Annotated in this window: 17 protein-coding genes; 4 read left to right on the top strand and 13 right to left on the bottom strand. The window is 72.5% G+C overall.

What is annotated here, in order from left to right; genetic code table 11:
* Positions 1–145: 145 nt before the first annotated feature.
* From Acy02nite_RS02835 to Acy02nite_RS02825, 3 genes are all read right to left on the bottom strand, one after another.
* Positions 146–1,525 carry an MFS transporter gene (locus Acy02nite_RS02835; RefSeq protein ID WP_203738182.1) on the bottom strand — a complete coding sequence of 460 codons (1,380 nt, stop codon included), beginning with the start codon at positions 1,523–1,525 and terminating at the stop codon, positions 146–148.
* Positions 1,526–1,711: 186 nt separating this feature from the next.
* The gene (locus Acy02nite_RS02830; RefSeq protein ID WP_203738181.1) at positions 1,712–2,545 is read right to left on the bottom strand and encodes an alpha/beta fold hydrolase; all 834 of its coding nucleotides are present in this window, start codon (positions 2,543–2,545) and stop codon (positions 1,712–1,714) included.
* A gap of 103 nt (positions 2,546–2,648) precedes the next feature.
* Complete coding sequence (locus Acy02nite_RS02825; protein ID WP_203738180.1) at positions 2,649–4,880, bottom strand: ATP-binding protein; 2,232 nt, start codon at positions 4,878–4,880, stop codon at positions 2,649–2,651.
* 120 nt (positions 4,881–5,000) lie between these two features.
* Between Acy02nite_RS02825 and Acy02nite_RS02820 the strand changes: the two genes are divergently transcribed.
* Positions 5,001–5,522, top strand: coding sequence for a snapalysin family zinc-dependent metalloprotease (locus Acy02nite_RS02820; protein WP_203738179.1), 522 nt, complete (start codon positions 5,001–5,003; stop codon positions 5,520–5,522).
* Here the strand turns inward: Acy02nite_RS02820 and Acy02nite_RS02815 are convergent.
* From Acy02nite_RS02815 to Acy02nite_RS02780, 8 genes are all read right to left on the bottom strand, one after another.
* A complete protein-coding gene (locus tag Acy02nite_RS02815; protein WP_203738178.1) occupies positions 5,503–6,150 on the bottom strand; it encodes a double zinc ribbon and FHA domain-containing protein in 648 nt (215 codons plus the stop codon). The two genes, Acy02nite_RS02820 and Acy02nite_RS02815, sit on opposite strands and share 20 nt — an antisense overlap.
* Complete coding sequence (locus Acy02nite_RS02810; RefSeq protein ID WP_203738177.1) at positions 6,147–7,412, bottom strand: vWA domain-containing protein; 1,266 nt, start codon at positions 7,410–7,412, stop codon at positions 6,147–6,149. Before Acy02nite_RS02810 ends, Acy02nite_RS02815 begins: the two co-directional genes overlap by 4 nt.
* A gap of 10 nt (positions 7,413–7,422) precedes the next feature.
* Positions 7,423–8,838 (bottom strand): PP2C family protein-serine/threonine phosphatase, encoded by a 1,416-nt coding sequence (locus tag Acy02nite_RS02805; protein WP_239174127.1) that lies wholly within the window; start codon positions 8,836–8,838, stop codon positions 7,423–7,425.
* Positions 8,839–8,854: 16 nt separating this feature from the next.
* Entirely contained in the window at positions 8,855–11,215 is a 2,361-nt protein-coding gene (locus Acy02nite_RS02800; protein ID WP_203738175.1) for a serine/threonine-protein kinase, read from the bottom strand.
* Positions 11,212–12,327, bottom strand: coding sequence for a hypothetical protein (locus Acy02nite_RS02795; RefSeq protein ID WP_239174125.1), 1,116 nt, complete (start codon positions 12,325–12,327; stop codon positions 11,212–11,214). Before Acy02nite_RS02795 ends, Acy02nite_RS02800 begins: the two co-directional genes overlap by 4 nt.
* 62 nt (positions 12,328–12,389) lie before the next feature.
* The gene (locus Acy02nite_RS02790; RefSeq protein ID WP_203738173.1) at positions 12,390–13,355 is read right to left on the bottom strand and encodes a glutamate ABC transporter substrate-binding protein; all 966 of its coding nucleotides are present in this window, start codon (positions 13,353–13,355) and stop codon (positions 12,390–12,392) included.
* Positions 13,356–13,422: 67 nt separating this feature from the next.
* Positions 13,423–14,733, bottom strand: coding sequence for a GlnX family signal transduction membrane protein (locus tag Acy02nite_RS02785; protein ID WP_239174123.1), 1,311 nt, complete (start codon positions 14,731–14,733; stop codon positions 13,423–13,425).
* Between the two features lie 355 nt (positions 14,734–15,088).
* Positions 15,089–16,636 (bottom strand): long-chain-fatty-acid--CoA ligase, encoded by a 1,548-nt coding sequence (locus tag Acy02nite_RS02780; RefSeq protein WP_203738172.1) that lies wholly within the window; start codon positions 16,634–16,636, stop codon positions 15,089–15,091.
* A gap of 160 nt (positions 16,637–16,796) precedes the next feature.
* Between Acy02nite_RS02780 and Acy02nite_RS02775 the strand changes: the two genes are divergently transcribed.
* Positions 16,797–18,014 (top strand): EAL and HDOD domain-containing protein, encoded by a 1,218-nt coding sequence (locus Acy02nite_RS02775; protein WP_239174121.1) that lies wholly within the window; start codon positions 16,797–16,799, stop codon positions 18,012–18,014.
* A gap of 95 nt (positions 18,015–18,109) precedes the next feature.
* On the opposite strand, the gene Acy02nite_RS02770 is transcribed toward Acy02nite_RS02775, so the two are convergent.
* On the bottom strand, positions 18,110–20,446 hold the full coding sequence (locus Acy02nite_RS02770; protein ID WP_203738171.1) for an FtsX-like permease family protein: 2,337 nt from the start codon (positions 20,444–20,446) through the stop codon (positions 18,110–18,112).
* The gene (locus Acy02nite_RS02765) at positions 20,443–21,162 is read right to left on the bottom strand and encodes an ABC transporter ATP-binding protein (RefSeq protein ID WP_203738327.1); all 720 of its coding nucleotides are present in this window, start codon (positions 21,160–21,162) and stop codon (positions 20,443–20,445) included. The genes Acy02nite_RS02770 and Acy02nite_RS02765 overlap by 4 nt, the downstream gene beginning before the upstream one ends.
* Positions 21,163–21,377: 215 nt before the next feature.
* Between Acy02nite_RS02765 and Acy02nite_RS02760 the strand changes: the two genes are divergently transcribed.
* Positions 21,378–22,658 carry a sensor histidine kinase gene (locus tag Acy02nite_RS02760; RefSeq protein ID WP_203738170.1) on the top strand — a complete coding sequence of 427 codons (1,281 nt, stop codon included), beginning with the start codon at positions 21,378–21,380 and terminating at the stop codon, positions 22,656–22,658.
* Positions 22,659–22,707: 49 nt separating this feature from the next.
* A complete protein-coding gene (locus Acy02nite_RS02755) occupies positions 22,708–23,382 on the top strand; it encodes a response regulator transcription factor (RefSeq protein WP_239174119.1) in 675 nt (224 codons plus the stop codon).
* Positions 23,383–23,463: the final 81 nt, after the last annotated feature.

Genomic DNA, 23,463 nt, shown 5'->3' with positions numbered 1-23,463 from the left:
GGTGGGTCTCCGCCCTGATGACCACGGTGGGCACCAGCTGAAAGCCGGGAGCTGGTGCCCACCGTCGTTGTGCGGGCCCGTTGACCACGATCGGGCCCAGCCGTGAACGACTCCGGACCGGTTGGCCCGGGAGGTCACGGGCGGCTCATGGCCGTACCCCCGAGGGGTGGGAAAGGGAAAGCGGACGCCAGGCCGCCGCGGTCACCGCGAGCATCGCGAAGGCCGCGACCCAGAACGGCGTCGTGACATCCCCGACCTGGGCGAGTGCCGCCCCGAGCAGCCAGCCGAGCGCGGCGCCACCGGTCTCCAGGAGGCCGAAGACGCTGCCGACGCGGCCGCGCAGGTGATCAGGAACGGTCCGCTGCCGGATGGCCGCTGTCAGCACGCCCCACACCATGGTGTGCGCCGCGAAGATCACGATGACCGCGCCGGCGATCAGCGGGTTCGTCGTGACGGCCAGGGTGAGGTGGGTGGCGATCTCGACGATCAGCCCGGCGCGCAGGACCGTGGCGGTGCCGAACCGCCGCGCCAGCCGGGCCGCCAGACCGGCACCGGCCAGGCCGCCCGCGGCGAACGAGGTGAGCAGGAAGCCGTAGCCGACATCGGACAGGTCCAGGCGTTCGCGGGCGTAGAGGACGAACACCGCGAAGGCCGCGCAGAAGGCGATGTTCGCGATCCCCATCGTGACGGCGAGCACCCGGAGCAGCCGCTGACCGCGCAGCCACCGCAATCCTTCGGCGATCTCCGTGCGCAGCCGGCCGCCGGTGGCTCGACCGCTGGACGGGCCGGGTCCGCTGGACGGGCCGGGTCCGCTGGACGGGCCGGGTCCGCTGGACAGGCCGGGTCCGCCGGACGGGTCTGGCTGGCTGGACGGGCCGGGTCCGCCGGGCGGTGTCTCGGCGGAGGGGGCCACGCGGGTGGGGTTCGAGGCCGGTGACTCTCCGCGCATCCCGGATCGTTGCGGTGCGGGCGCCGGCCGGGGAAGGCCCGCGATCAGCGCCGCCGCGGCGACGAACGTGGCGGCGTCCAGCCCGAACGGCACCGCCGCCGCGACCCCGTAGAGCCACGCGCCGAACGGCTTGGCGGCGAACTGGTTGGCGATCGTGAACGTGGCGCCCAGCCGCGCGTTCGCCCGCTCCAACTCCTCCGGCGCGACCACGGCGGGAAGCAGCGCCCCGTAGGCGGTGTCGGCGAGCGTCTCGCCGACCCCGAGCAGGAACAGCGCCGAGTAGATCAGCGGCACGGAGACGTGTCCGGAAGCGATCACGACGGCGAGCCCGGCGAGCACCCCACCGCGCAGCAGGTTGACGGTGACGACCAGGCGGCGGCGGTCGAGCCGGTCCACGACGGCACCGCTGGCCAGGGCGAACAGCAGCCAGGGCAGGTGGGAGGCGAAGGCCCCGCCGGCGATCACCGCGGGGGAGTCGCTGACGGTGGCGAGCAGCAACGGGCCGGCCACCACGGTGACGCCGTCGCCCAGATTGGAGACCGCTGCCGCGGTCCAGAGACGGTTGAAGGGATGCACAAAATGCTCCTCGGGCCTGGATGAACGGTCGGGGGAGACCGCTCGCGGCGAGGAGTCAGCGCCGGGCTTTGACTACAGGGCGCGCTCTCGCGGCGAGGCGGCGACCGTGTCCAGGTGAAGGCGCATGTCTGTCCCTTCGAGAAGATCGGCGTGCGGGAATGTCTCCCGCACGCCGACCAAACTACCTCAGGCGGCGTAGCTGTTCAGGAACTCCAGCAGGTCCTGGCCGAGCTGCTCCTTGTGCGTGTCGGTGATGCCGTGCGGCGCGCCGGCGTACACCTTCAGCTCGGCGCCCTTGATCAGCGCGGCGGACGCCTTGCCGCCGACCTCGAACGGCACGACCTGGTCGTCGTCACCGTGGATGACCAGGGTCGGGACGTCGAACTTGGCCAGGTCACCGCGGAAGTCGGTGGCCGAGAACGCGGCGATGCTCTCGTACGTGTTGTGGTGCCCGCCGGTCATGCCCTGCAGCCAGAACGAGTCCTTCATGCCCTGCGACACCTGCGCGCCGGGACGGTTCGCGCCGAAGAACGGGCCGGCCGCGAAGTCCTGGTACAGCTGGCCGCGGTCCTTCAGCGAGCCCTCGCGGATGCCGTCGAACACCGAGATCGGCAGGCCGCTCGGGTTGTCCGGGGTCTGCAGCATCAGCGGCGGGACGGCGGAGACGAGCACGGCCTGCGCGACGCGGGCGGTGCCGTAGTTGCCGATGTAGCGGGAGATCTCGCCGCCACCGGTGGAGAAGCCGACCAGCGTCACGTCCCGCAGGTCGAGGGTCTCGATGACAGCGGCCAGGTCCGCGGCGTACGTGTCCATCTCGTTGCCGGTCCACGTCTGGTCCGACCGGCCGTGACCCCGGCGGTCGTGCGCGATCACCCGGTAGCCGTTGCGGGCGAGGAACAGCTGCTGCGCCTCCCAGCTGTCCGAGTTCAGCGGCCACCCGTGGCTGAGGACGACCGGCCGGCCGGTGCCCCAGTCCTTGAAGTAGATGTTCGTGCCGTCAGAGGTGGTCACGTAACCCATGGGAGTCCCTTCACATCCGGCGCGCACCCCGTCGGCGCGGCCGTCGTGCTCTCATGCAACACCCGACAGGCGCACGCAGACCAGGCAGAACAATATGCAGAACTCAGAGAGCGGCCAGGTTCTGCCGCGCGATCTCGACACTGTCCCGGTACGCCGAGCCCTGCAACAGCTCCATGACCTTGTGGAACGCGGGCCGGGCCTCCTCACGCCGCCCGAGCGCCACCCGCGCCCGCCCGATCGTGAGGTGCAACTCACCGAGGTATCCGGCGTAGCCGAAGTCGGCCGCGTACGGCAGCGCCTGCTCCGCCTCGCGCAGCGCGTCCGCCCAGCGGCCCAGCCCGGCGTATGCCGCGGCCAGGATGCATCGCGCGCTGACCCGCCCGCTCAACGCCGGCCGGGCCGAGACCGGCCGGCTCGCCAGCTCGCGCAGCGTCGCCGCGCACTCGTCCATGGCCTCCTCGTGACGGCCCAGCCGGTTGAGGATCCGCCCGATGCCCGGCCCGGTCTGCACGTACCCGTCGTGATCACCGGCCTTGTCGAAGAGGTCCAGCGCCGCCCGGTACGTCGTGATGGCCCGCTCCAGCATGCCGTCGGCGTTCCGCATCGCGTCGCCCGCGTAACGGAGCGCCCACGCCTGCTCCTTGACGTCGCCCAGCTCGACGGCCACCCGGTGCGCGTCCATCGCGATCTCGGCGCCCTCATCCGGGCGGCCGGCGCAGTGCGTGGCCGCCCACGAGTAGTAGTTGATGTGCGTGACCTCCTGCCGCCGGTCGGGCAGTTTCGCGGCGGCGGCACGGGAGAGCCCGTAGACCTCGTACCAGTAATCGGATCTGACGTACTTGTCCGAGTACCAGTGCATCGCCTCGGCCACGTCCACCACCAGCTGGTGCTGCCCGTCGCGGGCGGCGGCACGCAGCGCGCCCAGCCAGCTCGCCCGCTCGGCCTGCAGCCAGGCGTCGGCCTCCTCCTCGTCGGCCGGCGCGACCAGCCCGGCCCACCCCTGCGGCAGCCGCCCGTAACCGGGCTCGAACCAGCGCCCGGCCACGATCGCGGTCTCCAGCAGCCAGTTCCCCATCGTCCGCGCGGTCGCCGCGCGGGTGCCGGCCGGTTCCTCGTTGCGCAGCCGCTCCTGCGCGAAGAGCCGCAGCAGGTCGTGGAAGCGGTAGCGTTCCGGCCCGGACTGCTGCAGCAGCCCCAGGTCGACCAGCTCGTCGAGGCCGTCCGCGGCGTCGTCGACGGACGCGCCGGTGAGCACCGACGCGATCGGGGCCGCGAAGTCCACCCCGGGCACGTGCGCGAGCCGCCGGAACAACTCCCGCCCCGGGATGGTCAGCTGGGCGTGCGACAGCGCGAACGCGGCAGCCACCCCGAGGTCGCCGGTGGAAAGGTTGGCCAGCCGCCGGTCCGCGTCGGCGAGCCGGGCGACCAGGTGTTCGACGGTCCACGCCGGCCGGGTGGCGAGCCGCGTCCCGGCGATCCGCAGCGCCAGCGGCAGCTGCCCGCAGAGCCGCGCGACCGCCTCCACCCCGGCGGCCGCGCGCGGGTCGGCGGCCTGCGCGGCGATCGCCCGCAGCAGCGTGGCCGACTCGTCCGGGGTGAGCGGCGCCAGGGCGATCCGCTCCACGCCCGGGAGCCCGGCGAGCACCCGCCGGCTCGTCACCACGGCCAGGCTCCGGCCCTCGGCGGGCAGCAGCGGCCGGACCTGTGCCTCGCTGCCGGCGTTGTCCAGCACCAGCAGGCAGCGGCGCTCACCGAGCACCGCGCGCAGCTGGCTGGACCGTTCGTCGTCGGTCTCCCCGATGCGCCGGGAGCCGACCTCCAGCGCGCGCAGCAGCCGCAGCAGGGCGTCGCCGGGAGTCATCGGCTCGGCGTCGGTGCCGCGCAGGTCGAGGTAGAGCAGGCCGTCCGGGTAGCGGTCACGCAGCTGGTCGGCGAGCCGGACGGCGAGGGCCGTCTTGCCCAGCCCGGGCTGCCCGTGGATCAGCGCGACCGGAGCCTGGCCGAGACCGGCGAGGGCGTGCCGGTGCAGCCGCTCCAACTCGCTGGCGCGACCCACGAAGTCGCCGACCGTGCGGGGGAGCGCGCAGAGCCGGGGCCGGCCGGCGGCCCGGGCGCGCTGCTCACGGACGGTGTCGGCGAGGTCGCCGAGCTCCTCCGGCGCCAGCCCGAGGCCGCCGGCCAGGGCGCTGAGCGTCCGCGCCTGCGGTGTCCGGCTGTGCCCGCGTTCCATGTCGCTGATCGCGCGGGCGCTCACCCCGGACGTCTCGGCCAGCTGTTCCATGGTGAGCCCCGCGGCCCGCCGCAACTCGCGCAGCCTGCTTCCGAAGTCCGACACGGCCACACCCAAACACATCGGTCCGCGGGCCCGCAGCGGCCGACATCACGCGAGTCGCAGGTATCAATCGGTATGGCTCATTGCATCGATATCGATCGTTGTCTTTCGTAGGGTCGACCCATGTTGATGCGAAGAGTTGCGGCCGCGCTGCTCACCATGGTGGCGCTGGCCGCGTGGGCCACCCCCGCCCACGCCGCGACCCGGGTCCTCTACTACGACGCGAGCCAGGCGCAGGAGTTCGTCGCCGTGGTCAACCAGGGCGCGCAGATCTGGAACAGCAAGGTCACCACCGTGCGGCTGGAACCCGTGCCGGCCGGCCGGACCCCCAACATCCGGGTATACGCCGACAACGGCTGGCCGCGCACGTACACCTCGTCGCTGGGCAACGGGTACTGGTACATGGGCCGGGAAGCGGTGAACGACGGCTACTCCAAGCCGCGGATCGCCGCGCACGAGTTCGGTCACATCCTCGGCCTGCCGGACCGGCGGACCGGTCTCTGCGCTGACCTGATGTCCGGCAGCAGCGCCCCGGTGAGCTGTACGAACGCGAATCCGAACAGCACCGAGGCGGCCACCGTCAACCGGCTCTTCGGCACCTCGGTCGCGGTGCCGGCCGGCTACTTCACGGAGCGTGCAGCGTAAGGGTGGTCCACACCCCGACGTGGACCTGATCGCCGTCATCGAGGGCACGTGACTGCCCCGCGGTCAGCGGCAGGTCCTCGTCGTTGATGTACGTCCCGTTCGTCGACCCCAGGTCGGTGACCAGCCACACGCCCTCGGTGTTCAGGGTCAGCAGCGCGTGGTTGTGCGACGCCCCCGGGTCGGAGTCGGCCAGGTCGATCTCGGGACTCGTCCCCTTCGTCGTGCTCTTGCGCCCGATCCGCATCTGCGGCGGGGTGAGCGTGACGATCCGTTCATCGGTGCCGGCCGGGAACGTCACGCCCTCGACCTCGTTGAGCGCGAAGTACGCCGCGTCGGCGATCATCGTGGCCGTCCACTCCCCGGCCGGCGCCTCCTCGGGCGCCGACAGCACCTCGGTGAGCTGTGGCATCTTGCCGGAGGTGTAGTCGTACCCGCAGTCCTCGCAGAAGCGGGCCTGCCCGGCGCGCGGCGTGCCGCAGTTCGGGCATTCCTCGCCCCGCGGCGTCTCGACCGGCGCCGGTGCCGTCTCGGGCACGGCCGGAGCCGCCCCGCCGATCTTGGCCCCGCACGTGTCGCAGTAGTCCGCCTCGGTCGAGGCGTGCCCGTTCGGGCAGGTGAACGTGCTCACTGCGACCGCCCGACACGCACTGTCTTGGTGCTCTGCGTGTCCAGCGCCATCTCGTCCTCGGCGTTGACCTTGCGCCGCAGCCGGACCGTGCCGGTCGCGGCGTCCTCGATCTCCACCACCTTGGCCAGCAACTCCTCGGTGGCCGTGTTGCCGCTGGCGTGCGCGAGCTGCGCGGCCCGGCCGAACTTGATCGTCGCGGTCCGGTCGTCGCCGGCGTCGCGGGCGGCGATGCCCTCCTGGATCGCGTCGGCCAGCTCGGCCTGCCCGGTGTAGTGCGCGACCTGCCGGTTGATCCGGGTGGAGAGCGCGGTGTCCTCGGTCCACACCGCCCGGACCAGGCTCTGCGCGTGCACGGTGTCACCCTCGACCACCGAGATCCGGGCGGCCAGCATCTCGTCGCCGGACTTGCCGGCCGGCACGTCGACGCAGACGTGGTAGTCGCGGCTCTCCTGACCCCACGAGCCGAGCGGGTACCGGCCGGCGCGCGGCCCGTCCTCGACCCGCTTGCCGGTCAGGTCCAGCACCTGCGGCTCGACCTGCTTGACGAACCGGACCGTGGCGTTGACCGGCGTCCACACCTTGAGCTGCACGTCCGCGCTGGTCTTGCCCATCGCGTTGGTGATCATCTGCTCGAACGCCGCGGTCAGCCCCTCCGGGTGGGCCACGATGTCGACAGTGCCCAGCATCGCCGTGGCGATCTTGCGCAGCTCGGAGACCTTCCAGTTCGTGCCGACCCCACGGCAGTCGCAGATGAACCGGCCGGCGATCTGCTGCAGCACGCTCTCCAGATATCCGTACCGCTCGCCGTTGTCGCCGTCGGTCAGCAGGATGCAGTGTTTGATGTCGCCCGGGCGCTGCTCGAAGAGCTGACCGGCGAGCAGCAGCCAGGCGCCCATCGCGGTGCCGCCGCTGGCCTGCAGCCGGTCGATCGCCCGCAGCGCGTCGGCCCGCGACTGCGGCGACGAGACGGCGAGCTGACCCGGGTCCGGGAAGAGCTGCTGGGCGGTGCTGACGCCGGCGATGATCGCGAACCGGACGCCGTCGTCGATCGCGTTCACCGCCGCCTTGGCGGCCTGCCGGGCGTTCGCCATCCGGCCTTCGGCCTGCATCGACCCGGACGCGTCCACGATGATGATCTCGGTGGCCCCGGCGGTCCGGCGACCGCCCTCACCACCCGACGAGGTGACCGTCACGATCGCGTTCACCTCGCTCGCCCCCATGGCGAGATACTCGTTCTGGAAAGCCTCGGCGCTGTAGGACACGGAGAACTCCTTATGCTTCGCTGGGCTCGTCGGCCGGGGTTCCGGCGTCGCCTTCGGCGTCCGCCTCGGTCTGCGGGTGTACGGGCACGATGGCCACGGTGATGTTGTCGGCGCCGCCCGCGGAATTGGCGTAGGTCACCAGCGCCCGCGCCGCCTCGAGCAGCGGCCGGGAGCCGGTCGCCAGGCCGAGCGCGGAGCGCACCGCCTCGCCGAAGTCCTGCGGATCGGTCAGGTAGTTCCACAGCCCGTCGCTGCAGAGCACCAGATAGCCGGGTGTTCGCGCGGTGAACGCGCCGAGGTGCGGGATGATCGGCCCGGCGTCGGCGCCCAGCCACGCGGTGATCGCGTGCGCCTTCGGGTCGTTCATCGCAACCCGTGGGTCGGCGCCCATCGCGATCACGTGCCGCGCCCAGGAGTCGTCCTCGGTGAGCTGCTCGGCGGGACCGCTGCCGGTCACCCAGTAGGCGCGGCTGTCGCCGACCCAGCCGAACCCGACGTGCGGCCCGCGCACCGCGGCGGCGACGATCGTGCAGGCCGGGTTGGACGCCGTCCGCCGCGGGTCCTCGCCGGTCACCAGCTCGGCGACGGCCTGACCGGCGCCCTGGATCGCGATCCCGACCACCTCGGCGATCGGCAGGGCCGGATCGGGCGGCGTCGTCCGTTCCGGTCCGCCGCCGGCTCGCGGCGCGGGCCTGCCCTGCTCTTCCGGCGAGGCCTGCGGTACGCCGTCGAGCGGCACCGTGGCGTCGGCGTCGTCCCCCGCGCCGGTCTCCGGTGTCACGTCCACCGTCGTGTCGCTCGCGGTGGTCTCGTCCGCCGCGGTGTCGCCGGCAGTGCTCGCGTCCGCCGTGGTCTCGTCGCGGGTGGCGTCGCTGTCCGGGTGCTGGGCGCGCGCCAGCAGCTCACCCGCCGTCTTCGCGGCGACGTCCGAGGCCACGTCCGGGTCGAACGACGACGAGACGCCGTCGCAGACCACCACGTCGGCCGCGTCCACCCCGACGGCCAGCCACATCGCGTCCTCGTTGCGGTGGTGCCGGCGTCCACGGTCGCTCACCGCGGCCGCCGCCACGTCACCGTCGGCCTCGGTGTGATCGCGGGGGCGCCCGGCGAGAAGGCCGCACTGCTCGCAGTACCCGTCGGTGTCGACAGCGCCGGTCGCGCCGCAGTGCGGGCAGTCACGTCCCGCCCGGCGGCTGCTTTCCGGGCCGGGGGCGGGGGTTCCGTCCGTACCCCCCGTCGCGCCGGCCTCGCCCGCGGCGGAGCCGTCACCGGGCAGCGGACCGTCACCACCGGTGGAGGGGCCGGCGGAGCCGACGGCCGCGGTCTCGCTCAGCTGGCGTCCGCAGGCCTCGCAGAACGAGGCGCCGGAGGCGCGCCCCTCGGCACAGGAGTCGCACTCGGTCAATATCAACTTGCCTTCTCTCACAGACGCCATCGTGCTCTCAGGTGCGCGTGCGCGGCCGGGCCGCGTTCGCCATGTCGACCAGGCGGATCCTGTCCGGCCCGTGCGCGGCGCGGGCCATCTCGCGGTACGCGTCCTCGAGCGCGAACCGCACGTCCTTCTCGCCGGTGTCACCGGTCCGGGCGCCCCCGAGCACCGCCGCCGGAATCGTGGAGCCGCCGCGCAGCGAGGTCAGCGCCTGCTCGAGCAGCTCGGCCCGCAGCTCGGCGAGCTGGGCCCGCTCCACCTCGAGCCGCTCGATCAGCGCCGCGGCGACGGTCAGCGACTTGACGTCGACCTGCGCGACCGGGTGCGCCCGGACCAGCGCCCGCACCGCGCCGACCTGCGAGATCGCGTACGCCGAGGAGGTGCCCGGCACACGCTGGTAGGCCTCCACCGCACCGGAGCGGTCACCGTTCGCGAGCCGGCAACGGGCCAGCCCGGCCGCGGCCGTCGTGTACGACGGGTCGGTCCGGCTGACCACGTCGTAGTACCCCGCGGCGGTCTTGTGCTGCCCGTCCAGCTCCTCGGCGAACCCGAGCGCGAGCTGCGGCGCGAGCTCGCCGGGCAGGGCCGCCCAGACCGCGTCGAACCGGGCCCGCGCGGTCGCGAAGTCCTTGCCGGCCAGCGCGAGCAGCCCGTCGTACCAGGCCAGGCGCCAATCCTGCCCGTCGATCGCGGCGAACCGGTCCCGGGCCTGCTGGGCCTCGGTGAAGACGCCGGTGCGCGCGCCCAGGTCGATCTGCGCCCGCAACGCCCGCAACCGCACCTCGGTCGTGTCCTGCGGGGCGTGCTTGAGCAGGGCCAGCACCTCGGCCGGGTCGGTCACCGTGATCGAGGCGAGGAAGCCGGCCGCCGGGTCGGTCAGGTCGATCAGCGGGGTCGGCAGGTCCTGCCAGCGCGGCCCCTCCGACTTCAGGTCCGTGCGCAACTCGCCGGTGAACACCTTGGACGGCGCCGGCTTCGGCGTGCCCTGCGCGGCCACGACCTGGCGCAGCACGCCGAGCATCTGCTCCTGCATCTCGGCCGAGTCCACGAACCGGTCGCCCGGGTGCGGGCGGGTCGCCCGGTCGACCAGGCGGTAGAACGACTCGTGCCGCTTGTAGAGGTCGAACGAGTCCCGGTCCGGCAGGCTCTCCTTGAACGTGCTCTGGTAACCGCGGAAGTCGGTGGTGAGCACGGCCAGGGTGCGGCCGATCGTGTACAGGTCGGAGGCGACCGACGGGCCCTCGGCCGCCATCTCCGGCGCCTGGTAGCCGACCGTGCCGTAGATCGCGGCCTCCTGGTCGTCGATGTGCACCACGCCACCGAGGTCGATCAGCTTCATCTGGTCGCCGGACTGGATCACGTTGTCCGGCTTGAAGTCGCAGAAGATCAGGCCACGCTCGTGCAGGTAGCTGAACGCCGGCATGATCTCGATCAGGTACTCCAGGGCCTGGTCGAGCGGCAGCGGGTCGGCGTCGCCACCGTTCTCCTCGCGGCGCTGCTTGAGCATGTCCTTCAGCGACTTGCCGCCGACATACTCCATGACGATGTAGCCGGCGCCGTCGTGCTCGACGAAGTTGTAGATCTTGACGATGTTCGGGTGCTCGACCTCGGCCAGGAACCGCTGCTCGGCCAGCGCCGCGGCCAGCGCGTCCTCGTCGCTGGAGTTGAGCAGGCCCTTCAGGACGACCCAGCGCTTCGACACGTTCCGGTCGACGGCCAGGTAGACCCAGCCCAGGCCGCCGTGGGCCAGGGCGCCGGCCACCTCGTACTGCCCGCCGACGACGTCGCCCTTGCCCAGCTTCGGCGTGAAGTTGAAGGCCTCGCCGCAGTGCGGGCAATAGCCGGAGGTGCGGCCCGGGCGGTCACCGTGGGAACGGCCCACCGGGTTGGTGCACTTGGCGCAGTAGCGCTTGGACTCCGGGACCTCCGGGTTCGCCATCAGCGTGCTGGCCGGGTCGACCCGGGCGATCGGGGCGATCTCGACCAGCCCGCTGCCGAAGCGGCGGCTCGAGCCCGTCCGGCCGCTTCCGCGGCGACTTCCGCCGGTACGTGTCGACAACGCCCCGGTGCCGGTGGTGCGCGACGAGCTCTGCGTGCCGGTGTTGGTCGTCTCCGTCCGCGGCTTCGGGATGTGCGCCGCTTTCCCGGCCGTGTTGCCGCCCGCTGTGCCGGTGGCCTTGGTGAGCGGAGCCAGTCCGCAGGTGTCGCAGTAACCGTCCTCGATCGTGCCGGCGCAACCGTCGCGCCGGCACCTGTCGTCATTCGCCGCGACCTGCGGCTTCGCTTCGATCGGCACCGACCTGGCGGGCGCCAGCCCGCACGTGTCGCAGTAGCCGTCCTCGATGGTCCCGGGGCAGTTCCGCTGGCATTTCATGACCGGGCATCCCTCGCGATCGTGGCGGTCAACATTTCCTGGTACGCGTCGACGGCCGCGCGAGCCTGCTCCAGCTCGCACGGCGCGGTGTGCAGCAGGGTCCGGGCCCGGTCGGCGAGCGGAGTCAGCCGGGGATGCTCGCCCAGCCCGTGACGCAGCGCCTTCGCCTGGTACGCGCTGAGCCGGCCACGCAGCTCGGCCCGGTCGGCGAGCAGCCGCTCGTTGTGCGTCCGGACGACGGCGAGCGCGGCCAGCCGCTCCTGCGCCTCCCGGCTCCACCGGGCCAGCCGCGGACTGATCAGCGCCCACTGACCGGCCGCCGCGAGCGCCTCGACCGCGGCCAGGTCCGGGCGCAGGCTCAGCGGGCGGACCGCGGCGACCTGCGACGGCGGGAACCGGCCGTCCACCCGCTCGCGGGCCTCCCGCGCCGCCTGCTCCGCGCGGTCCAGCTCGTCGGCCCGGTCACGGGCCTGCGACAACCGGCGGGTCAGCGAGTCACGCAGCTCGATCGCCGAGGTGCGCTCCGCGTCGGCGCGCGCGATCAGCTCCCGGACGCGGGCGAGAACCGACGCGTCGGCGCCGAGCGGATCGCCGGCCAGGGTGCCGGTCAGCTCGCCGAGCAGACGGTCGGCCTGGTTCAGCAGGGTGGCGGGAGAGCCGGCGTCCCGCGCCCGCTGCAGGGCGGCAGCGGCGTCGGCGGCGGCCGGCAGCAACGTCTGCCACGCGTCCGCCGCGCGGGTCGCCACCCCGATCGCGATCGTGAACGAGCGCTCCATCGCGGCCAGCAGCTCGGCCGGCGAGCACGTGGTGGTCACCTGACCGGCGCCGAGCAGGCCGCGCTGGGCGAGCGGCACGCTGGTCGTGGAGAGCAGGATCGACGGGCCGAGCACCTCGTGCACGAACTTCGCGCGGTCGCTGTCGCTGAGCCGCCGCTGCCCGCGCAGCGACTGCGCCCGTGCGATCGACTCGGAGAGCAGGCGGAAACCCTCCCAGAGGGTGGCCAGCGCGGCGCTCGCCTCCGCCCACTCGGCGGCGGTGCGGCCGGTCAGCGCCTTGCTGTCCAGGTCGTGGCGGGCCGGCAACTGGTCGAGCTCCACGAGGTTGCGCGACATCGCCTCCACCGCGGTCCCAAGTCGCGCCAGCTCGGCGTCGGCGGGAGCTACCGAAGGGGCCGTCATTGGTACTGCGCCACCGGTGGCTTCGGAGCCGTGCCGCCCAGCCACCTCTCGTAGGTCTTCGTCCACGTGCCGTCCTGCGCCGCCTTCACCAGCACAGCGTTGACGAACCGGGTGAACTCCGGGTGATTGCGGTTGATCGCCATCCCGTACGGCTCCTGGGTGAATCGGTCACCGATCACCATGGCGTACGGATCCTGGGCCGCCATCCCGGCCAGGATCGTGTCGTCGGTGGAGATGGCGTCCACCTCGTTCTGCTGGAACGCGACCAGGCAGTCACCGAAGGTCGGCTTCGCCACGGCGACCGGTTCGCTCTTCACCTTGCCGATGTTGTCGTACGACGTCGAGCCCGCCGCCGAGCAGATCTTCTTCTTCCCCAGATCCTCGATGCTCTTGGCCGTCGAGTCCTTTCTGACCAGCACCTTCTGCCCGGCCTCGTAGTAGATGACGGAGAAGTCGACGTCCTTCCACCGGTCACAGGTCGCGGTCATCGTGTCCGCCACCAGATCCACCTTGCCGAGAAGGACCTCGTTGACGCGCTGGTCGTACGCGATGACCTTGATCTCCAGCTTGTTCGGATCGCCGAAGATGGCCTGCGCGACCAGGCGGGCCATGTCGACGTCGAAACCCTCGATCCTGCCGGTGAACGGGTTCCGCGAGCTGAACAGCAGCGTGTCCTGACTGGTGCCGAGGATCAGGCGGCCACGTTTGCGGATCTCCGCCATCAGGGTGCCCGCCGGCATCTGCCCCGGCGCGGGCAGGGCGCCGTCCGGGCGCCGGCTGGCACGCGGATCGCAGTTCGCCGGGGTCGGCGCCGGCGCCGCGGACTGCCCGGCCCCCGGCTGGCCCGCGGTCGGCGCGGCGGTGGCCTCGTCGTAGCGCGGCGACGAATCGCCGGAGCACCCGGCCGCGCCGAGCAGCAGCGCCGCGGTGACGGCGATCGTGGCCAGGCGCGTCCGCGTCATCACCGGCACTCCTTCACATGGATGCTCATCAGAACTCGGGCAGCTGGGCGCTGCTCCACGGGGCGCCTCACCGGTACTCCTCGAGTCGGGCGCGGATGCCGAAGACCGCCAGCGCGCAGATGCCGAGCGCCAGCAGCGGGCCGATCAGGGTCAGCAGGTCGAGCCACTCGCCGGCCGCACCGATCTGCTCGGTGAACGCGGCCTCGCGGTTGTCGATCGCGCCCTCCAGCGTGGTCCGCAACTCGCCGAACTGCCGGGACGCCTGATCACCGACGGCCAGCGCCACCGCGCCGTCGTAGTCGCCGCCCTCGCTCAGCCCGCGCACCTGATCGTGCGTGGCGAGATAGGCGTCGTGCTGCTGCCTCGCGGCGACGGCGAACTCGTGCGCCGGCTCCAGGCGCGTGTCGCCGAAGTCGATCGTGGCCGTGGTCTGGTCGAAATCCTTCTCCCGGTCCGCGGAACCACGCGCGGCCAGGGTCAACGCCTCGTCGGCGCGCTCGGTCAGCACCGCGATGTGCAGCCGGGCGAACGTCGCCACCGGCTCCGAACCCTCCCGGGCGGCCTCGCCCAGATGGTTGCGCTGGTTCGCGAAGACCGTCACGGTCAGCAGGATCAGCAGCGCGAACAGGCCGGTAGCGGCGACCAGCGGGACGTTGAACGTGCGGTGCGTCGTCCGGCTCAGGTAGCCCTGGGCCCAGAGCAGCGCGACGCCGAGCGCCACGGCCAGCACCAGCATCGCGATCAGCCACCACGAGCTGTGCGCCGAGTCGTACCCCGCGTCGATCTCGTCGGTGGCGATCCGGAACAGCGCCTGCGCCTGCGGCTGCAAGGTGTCCCGGTTGAGTGTGGAGGCGGCGGTCAGGTACGAGGCGCCGAGCGGAAGCCCCTGCCGGTTGTCGGCGCGCGCCGTGGCGACCAGCGCCGCGTACTTCGCGAGGCCGACCGAGAGCCCGTCGATCGCCGTGGCGGCCTCGCTGCCGGCCGGCACCAGCCGGGCCGCCCCGGCCAGCGACGTGCCGGCCGCGGCCAGATCGGCGTCGTAGCGCTGGGTCAGCGTGTCCGGCTCCAGGCCCCCGGCCAGGAACGCCTGGGCCGCCGTGGTGTCCGCGTCGGCCAGCGCCGACCAGACCGATTCGGCCTTGACCAGCAGCGGCTGGGCGCGATCACCGAGCCCGGCGGTGCCGGAGCTGGCCGCGTGGGCGGTCAGCCCGGCGATCAGGCCGGTGAGCAGGCCCAGCGTGAGCAGGGCGGCGAGGATCAGCTGCAGACGGCCGGGGGAGGTGCGGCGCAGACCCGCAACCCGGTGCACGAGGCCCTCGGGCGGCGGCGTGTAGGCCGCGGCCGGTGATGGGGTCCGTCGCGCCAGGGCTGTCGTCACGCTTGCCTCCTGTACGGCGCGGGTGCCTGCCCGTCCACTGTGCGTCACGGATGCAAGCGATCACGGGCGGCTTCGCGGCCTCTTTTGTGGGTGCGAGTCTAGGGACCGGCGACGCTCGGCGGGATACCCGCCGAGCGTCGTTTTCGCGGCCGCGCCCCGCGCCGCCCGCGCCATCGGCCCGGCCGGCGCGTCCGCACCGGGTCGCACCGGGCCACCCGGCGTGTCCGCACCGGCCCGCGCCCAGGCCATCCGGTGTGTCCGCGTCGGGCAACCCGGCGAGCCCGAGCCCGGCCGCGCCCAGGTGACCCGGCGCGTTCGTGCGGGCCGCGCCCGGATCGCCCGGTCGTGCCGGTCGTCAGCTCAGCTCGCGCTTGAGCAGCTTGCCGGTCGCGGTCATCGGCAGCGACTCGACGATCTTCACGATCCGCGGGTACTTGTAGGAGGCCATCTGCTCCCGGCCCCAGGCCACCAGCTCCTCCTCGGTGACCGTCGCGCCCGGATGCAGGATCACGAACGCCTTGACCTCCTCGCCGTGGCTGGCGTGCGGCACCCCGATCACCGCGGCGAGCGAGACCGCCTCGTGCGTGATCAGCACTTCCTCGATCTCCCGCGGGTAGACGTTGAAGCCACCTCGGATGATCATGTCCTTGGCGCGGTCGACGATGTAGTAGAAGCCGTCCTTGTCGCGTCGTGCCAGGTCGCCCGTGCGGAACCAGCCGTTGTTCAGCACCTCGGCCGTCGCCTCCGGCCGGTTGTAGTACCCGTTCATGATGTTGTGCCCGCGCACCGCGATCTCGCCGATCTCGTCGGCGCCGGTCACCGTGTTCCACTCCGCGTCGATCAGCTTCACCTCGACACCCCAGATCGGGATGCCGATCGAGCCGGGGCGAGGCTCGCTGTCCGGGTCGCTGAACGTGGCGACCGGCGAGGTCTCCGACAGCCCGTACCCCTCGAGGATGCTGACCCCGAAGCGCTCCTTGACCGCTTTGATGATCTCGACCGGCAGGCTGGAGCCGCCGGAGACGGCGACCCGCATGTTCCGGGCGATCCGCTCGACGTCGACGTCGTCGCCGAGGGCGTTCAGCAGCCCCCAGTACATCGTCGGGACGCCGGCGAAGAACGTCACGTCCTCGCTCTGCAGCAACTGCACGGCTGCCTTCGCCTCGAAGCGCGGCAGCAGCACCAGGGTCGCCGCGACCGCGAAGCCGGCGTTCATGTTCACCGTCGAGCCGAACGAGTGGAACAGCGGCAGCACCAGCAGGTGGGTGTCGGTGCCAGGCTCGGATTTGAACAGCCGGTTGCAGGTCAGCGCGTTCAGCACCAGGTTCGAGTGGGACAGCTCGGCGCCCTTGGCCTGGCCGGTCGTGCCGCTGGTGTAGAGGATCACCGCGGCGTCGGTCTCGGAGCGCAGGACGGTCTCGAAGGCCGGGCCGTGACCGGCCAGCGCCTGCCCGAGCGTCTCCGCGCCCTCGATCGGCGACGCGGCCGCCGGGTCCGCGGTCACCAGGAAGAAGTGCTCGCAGTCCTCGGCGCCGCTGAAGCCGGCGTGGCCCTCGGCGCCCATCGGCAGCTCCGGCGTGCCCTGGAAGCAGAAGTACGCCTTCGCCTCGGAGTCCTTCAGGTGGTACGTGATCTCGCGGCCCTTGAGCAGCACGTTCAGCGGGACGACGACCGCGCCGGCCTTCAGGATCCCGTAGTAGATCACCGGGAAGTACGGCAGGTTCGGGCAGGACAACGCGACCTTGTCGCCCGGCTGGATGCCACGCGCCGCCAGCATGTTCGCCACCTGGTTCGCCGCCGCTTCGACCTGGGCGTAGGTCAGTCGTTGCGGACCGAGCACCACCGCGGCGCGCTCCGGGTAGCGGCGGGCGCTGTCCTCCAGCAGAACGGAGAGGTTGAGCATCCGGGGGAATCCCTTCAAATGGCGCTGTGACGGCGATCTCATCCCAACATGTGCGTCGCGTCGGCGGAACCCACCGTTTCGCCAAGGTTTCTTCGTGGCGACAGACCGTTTTCCTGCCCGGATTCGTCAGGTCGCCGCGTTTTATGCCGATGGCGTCGGCGTGGGAATTCCGGTGATGGATGCGGTGCACGTCGGTCGTCAACCGATCTTTGACGCCTCGGGCGCCGTCGTCGCGTACGAGCTGCTCTTCCGCGGCCGCATGGACGACGTGGCGTCCGGCCGGCAGGATACTTATGCCACCAGCACGGTCATGATCAACGCGTTCACCGAGTTCGGCATCGCCGAGGTGGCCGGGAATCGTCCGTGCTTCATCAACCTCACTCGCGAGTTCGTGACCGGGCGGCTGCCGTTGCCGTTCGGCCCCGAGCAGGTGGTGCTTGAGGTTCTGGAGACCGTCGAGGTCGACGACGAGGTCATCGAGGGCATCACCGCGCTGGCCGAGGCCGGTTACCGGATCGCCCTGGACGACTTCGTCTGGGGCTCCGGTCACGAGCAGCTGCTCGGGCTGGCCTCCTTCGTCAAGCTCGACCTGCTCGACGGCGACCTGAGCCGGCTCGACGAGATCGTCGCTGCCTGCCGTCAGTTCGCCGGGATCCAGCTCGTCGCGGAACGGCTGGAGACCGCGGAACAGATCGCGATCGCCGACCGCTACGGCATGGAACTGCGCCAGGGGTACGCGCTGAGCCGCCCCCAGGTGCTGACCGCGCCCAGCCTGTCCCCGTCGCGGCTGCGCCGCTTGGAGCTGGTCGCGGCCCTGATGTCCCCGGACGTCCAGCTCGAGAAGATCACCTCGATCATCGTCAGCGACCCGGCCCTGGCCATGCGTGTCCTGCGGGTCAGCAACTCGGTCGCGGCCGGCGTCGTCAGCCGGATCTCCTCGGTGCGCCAGGCCGTCATGCTGGTCGGTCTGACCCGGATCCGCCGCTGGGCGACGCTCATGGTGGTCGACGACGTCGCCGAGGCGCCCGAGGAGCAGCTGCTCACCGCGCTGACCCAGGCCCGCCTCTGCGAGAACCTGGCCCAGCGTTTCAGCGCCGACCCGGGCGCCGCCTTCGTGGCCGGCCTGGTCACCGGCATGGGCCGCCTGATGGGTTTCAGCCCGGAGCAGATGGTCGAGCACCTGCCCCTGACCGCTGACGTCTCGGACGCCCTCACCCACGGCACCGGCCGCCTCGGCAAGGTCCTGAACGCGGTCCGCGCCTACGAAGCCGGCGAACCCGGCTCCGAGGACCTGGCCGTCCCGGCCCTGGACGCCATGCGCTGGTCCACGCTCACCCTCACCGCCGCGCACCGCTTCAACCCCAAACGTCGTCGTTGATCACCCTGCCGGAGCCGCTTCCCGCACGCTCCGGCAAACCAGCGAGCAAGCCCACCTCACCGCGCCGCCGCAGCGGTCCGGCTGACCGCGCCGGGTCAGCGGGCGAGTTCGGTCCGGCGCAGCACCGGCACCGCCGTGGCGATCACCGCCAGCAGCGCGCACAGGGCGGTCACCCCGATCGCCGCACTCCACGGGAGGTGCAGGGCCACCTGCACGCCCAGCTCCTGCTCGACAGCGGCCCGCACCCCGGTCAGCGAGAATCCGCCGACCGCGCCACCCAGCAGCGCCCCCACGAACGTCGCGAGCAGCGCTTCCGCCGTGGTGACCCGCAGCACGTGCCCGAGCCCCGCGCCCGCCAGCCGCAACGCCCGGAACTCCGGCCGTCGCGCCGCCGTCGCCATCAGCAGCGTGTTCGACACGGCGATCGCCGTGTATCCCGCGGTCAGGCCGATCAGCACCCACAGGAACAGATCGACGAGGTCACCCTCCTCCGCCACCAGCTCCCGCGCGTAGTCACCGGCGGTCAGGGCCCTGGCCCCGGCAGCCGCCCGAGGCTCACCGCTCAGCATGACCACACCGGTCAGCGCATCCGGATCGTGCCGGCGCACCAGCTCCCGGGGAAGGACCACGGGGGCCGCGGCGTGCGCGTCCACCTTCAGTACCTCGACAGACGTGACCGTGCCGTCGGCCAGCCGCAAGCTGATCGGCGATCCGGCCGAAGCGCCCAGCCTCTTCGCCGCCTCCGGGGTGAGCGTGACCGGCGCGCCGTCGACGCCCGTCGCGTCCTCACCGGTGACGGCCGTCCCGTGCTCGACGAGCACCCGGGTGCCGAGCCGCGAACTGCCGGTCTGCGCACGAACCGCGGCCTCGCTCAGCCCGGGGGTGCCGTGCGGCGCCAGCACGGTCCCCGCCGGAATCTTCGCGGCCTCGTCGATCCCGGACGCCTCGTCGATGGTCGCCACCATCCCGGTCAGCAGCACCGTCATGCCGACCGTGACCAGCACCGGCGCGGCCGTCGAAGCGACGCGCCGCACCCCGGTCAGGGTGCCTTCCCGGACCACCATTCCGGTCGCCGAGCCGCGCCACGGGCCGGTCACCAGGCGCACCAGCGGACCGATCACCACCGGGGCGAGCAGCGCGCCCGCGGTCAGCAGCAGCATCGCCGCGCCCATCCCGGCGGTCGTCTTCACATTGGTGTCCATCGACGGCATCGCGACCAGCAGCGCCGCACCCAGGGCGACGCTGAGCAGGCCGAGAATCCACCTCGACGGCGTCATCGACCGGGTCTCGGCGGCCGCATCCCGCAGGGCCGCCAACGGCGGGACCCGGCTCGCCCGGCGCGCCGCCACGGCCACCCCGGCCAGCGCGACGACCAGCCCGAGCAGGACGGCGCCACCGGCGGCGAGCGGTTGCCAGGTCGCCTCGAAGCCGGCTGGCTCCAGGCCCAGATCGGTCATCGGGCCGGCCAGCAGCGGGGCGAGCGCGGCACCCAGCGGGGCGCCGGTCAGGCCGGCGAGCAGGGCGATGAGCGCCGTCTCCGCATACATCATGCGCCGGACCTGTCCCGGCGTCGCACCGCCCGCCCGCAGCAGGCCCAGCTCCCGCCGTCGCTGCGCGGCGGTCAGCGCGCACGTCGACGCGACCACGAAGACCGTGGCGAACGTGCCGAGGGTGACCATCGCGATCAGCAGCTGCCCGCCGAGCCAGCGGATCCGGGTGACGGCCGCCGGCTCCAGGGCGGCCCGGTCCGGCCCGGCGCGGACCGTGCCGGACGCTCCGAGCAGCGTCTGCGCCGCGCCGGCCACCTGCGCCTGGTCACCCTGCACGAGCAGACCCATCGCCCGTACGCCGGAAGCCCGCGCCAGCGCGTCACCCCCGGTCACGTAGTAGCCGGGCCCGTCGGTCGTCCCGCTGACGGTCCAGGTCTCCGGCCCGATCGAGGTCAGCACCCGGATCGTGCCGCCGGGCGTCACCTCCGCGCCGGTCGTGCTCCCCGGCAGTGTCCCGACCACCACCTCGCCCTTCTTCGCCGGTGCGGCGCCCGCGGTGAGCCGGTAACCACCGAGCGCGGCCGACGACCAGGAGTGGCCGTCCAGTTGTGCCGACCCGGGGTCCTCACTGCCCTGTCTCTGCACGTAGAAGAACGGATCGGGGATCGCCGCCGTGATCCGCGGATCCTGCCGCAGCGTCGCGGAGATCGTGGTCAGCTCGGCCGGAGTCCACGAGCGGATCTCCGGCTCGCCGTAGTTGTTGGTGCCCACCGACGGCGCCTGCACCATCACCGGCGACGCCCGGTACCGCTCGGGCGGCTGCGGCCGTGAGGACAGGTAGAGCGTCACCGAGCCGGCCACCACTGCCACACCCAGCGCGATCGCCACGAACGTGCCGGCGAAGCTCGCGAACCGGTGGCGGACCATCGCCCACGCGATCATCGGGCGGACTCCTCGAGCCGGGCGGTGTGCACGGCGATCTTCTCCGCGCCGACCGGACCGGCGAGGTCGTCGACGACCCTGCCGTCGGCCAGGAACAGCACCCGGTCGGCGTGCGCGGCGGCCACCGGATCGTGGGTGACCATCACGATCGTCTGGCCGTGCCGATCGACCGCGGCCCGCAGCAGGCGCAGCACCTCGGCTCCGGAACGGGCGTCGAGCGCGCCGGTCGGCTCGTCGGCGAAGATGACCGCCGGCCGGGTGACCAGAGCACGGGCGATCGCCACCCGCTGCTGCTGGCCGCCGGACAACTCCGCGGGCCGGTGCCCGGCCCGCTCGGCCAGGCCGACCTCGCCCAGCATCGCGGCCACCTCGCCGGCCCGGGGCCTGCGACCGGCCAGGCGCAGGGGGAGTACCACGTTCTGCGCCGCGGTCAGGGCCGGGATCAGGTTGAACGCCTGGAAGACGAAACCGACCCGCTTGCGGCGCAGGCGGGTCAGCGCCCGCTCGTTCAGCCCTCCGATCGGCACCCCGTCGATCAGGACCTCGCCGGCGGTCACCCGATCCAGACCCGCCGCGCAGTGCAACAGGGTGGACTTGCCCGAGCCGGACGGGCCCATCACCGCCGTGAAGGTGCCCGGGGCGAATCGTGCATCCACCGCGTCCAGGGCGGTCACCGTGTTGCCGCCCTGGCCGTAGCGCTTGGTGACCGCACGCATCTCCACGGCGGCTGTGTTAGCTACGGCGGCTGCGTTTGCTACGGCGGCTGCGTTTGCTACGGCGGCTGCGTTTGCCACGGCGGCTTTGTCTGCTCGCGTCGTCATGCGGATCAGCCAACCGGTTTCGGGAGCCCGGCACATTCACGCAGGGGTGAGTCCCAGAGGTAACGCCAGCACTACTGTCAGCGGCCCGCCCCGGCGGTACCGTGCCCCTCATGCCGGTCCGCAACGCGCTCGAAGCGCTCACGCTCCGGCCGACCGAGTTCCTGCGCTCGGCCTGGCCGTGGCGTTCACTCGTCTACCTGAGCGGGGGCGCGTTCCTGGGGTTCGCCACCCTGCTCGCGGTCATCGCCCTGATCCTGGTCGGCGCCGTGCTGTCGATCGTCGTGATCGGGCTGGCGGCCTATGTGGCGACGATCCTGTGCGGTGTCGTGGTGGCCCGCATGGAGCGCCGGCGCGTGCGCCTGGTCGACCTGGAGGAGCTGCCCGACCCGCATCGGCCGGTGCCCCGGCCCGGGATGCGGGCCTGGCTGGCCACCCGGCTGCGGGAGCAGGCCACGTGGCGTGAGCTGGGTTATGCGACGCTCTCGGCGAGCCTGCTCTGCTGGATGGACACGCTGGTCGTCGGCGGGGTCTTCTACGAGGTGCTCACGACCTTCGGGGCGCCGTTCTACATGAACGACGAGCCGATGACCTCGCGGCTCGCCCTGGCCGCGGTCGGGGTGCCACTGACCCTGGTGCTCGCCTGGCCGGTGACCGCCTGGGCCGGCGCGCGGGCCGCGATGGCCCGGGCGATCCTGGCCCCGCGGGCACACGACGCCGACGAGAAACTGATCGAGGTGACCCGCTCCCGGGCCCGCCTGGTCGACGCGTTCGAGGTGGAGCGCCGCCGGATCGAGCGGGATCTGCACGACGGCGCCCAGCAGCGGATGGTGGCGATGAACATCCAGCTCGGCATGGCCCGGCTGGAGTTGCCGCCCGACAGCCCGGCCATGTCCTACCTGGTCGAGGCACAGAAACTGGCGAAGCAGGCGCTGACCGAGATCCGCGAGCTGATCCGTGGTGTGCACCCGAAGGTGCTCACCGATCGGGGCCTGGCCGCGGCGGCCGGTGAGGTGGCGTCGACAGTGCCGTTGCCGGTCGACCTGAACGTCTCGCTGCCCGATCGCCTGCCGCCCGCGCTGGAGATCACCGCCTACTTCGTCATCGCCGAGGCGCTGGCGAACGTGACGAAACACAGCGGCGCCACCCGGGCGAGCGTCTTCGGCCGCGTCGACCAGGGACGCCTGATCGTCGAGGTCCGTGACGACGGCCGCGGCGGCGCCGACCCGGCCGCCGGCTCGGGCCTGCTCGGCCTGGTCGACCGGGTCTCGGTCGTCGACGGCACGGTCGCGATCGCCAGCCCGCCCGGCGGCCCGACGGCACTGCGAGTCGAGATCCCCGTCCCGGCCGGCGCGTGGAGAACGACGGTCTCCTCGTCCGGGAGACCGAGGTGACCGGTGGGGTCCGCGGCGAGCGGCAGCAGGTGCGGGACGGAGACAGGTCATGAGCAACGGCGGGGTCATGAGCAACGGCGGGCTGCGGGTCGTCATCGCGGAGGACGGGGTGATCGTCCGGGAGGGCGTCGCGGGCATCCTGCGGCACTTCGGGCACGAGGTGGTGGCCGCGGTCGGCAACGCCGAGGAGCTGATCGAGGCGGTCGCGGAGCATCAGCCCGACGTGGTGGTCACCGACGTCCGGATGCCACCGGGGCTCAGCGACGAGGGGCTGCAGGCGGCGCTCACCCTGCGGGCCGCGAACCCGCAGCTCCCGGTGCTGGTGCTCAGTCAGTATGTCGAGCAGACCTACGCCCGTGAGCTGCTCGACTCGGGGCCGTCCTCCGGCCTGGGCTACCTGCTCAAGGATCGGGTCGGCGAGGTGACCGAGTTCGTCGACGCGCTGAACGCCGTCGTCGCCGGGCGGACGATCGTCGACGCGGAGGTGGTCCGGCAGTTGCTGGCCCGGCGGCAGGGGCCGCTGGACCGCCTCTCCGCCCGGGAACGTGAGGTGCTGGGGCTGATGGCCGAGGGCCGGTCGAATGCCGCGATCGCGCGGGAGTTGGTGGTCACCGACGCGGCGGTGGCCAAGCACATCAACAGCCTGCTGACCAAGCTGGACCTGCCGCCGGATGCCGATGATCATCGCCGGGTCCGCGCGGTCCTGGCCTACCTGCGCGGTTGACGCGAGAGAGCGAGGCTCGAGGTTGCCCGTCGGCGGGTGGCAGGACGGCAACGATCCGCTCACGGGTGGCAGGACGGCAAT

This window comes from Actinoplanes cyaneus (genome assembly GCF_016862095.1).
GTDB classification, from domain to species: Bacteria; Actinomycetota; Actinomycetes; order Mycobacteriales; family Micromonosporaceae; genus Actinoplanes; species Actinoplanes cyaneus.
Note: the sequence above shows the minus strand (reverse complement) of the source record. Positions and strands in the feature narration are given on the sequence as shown.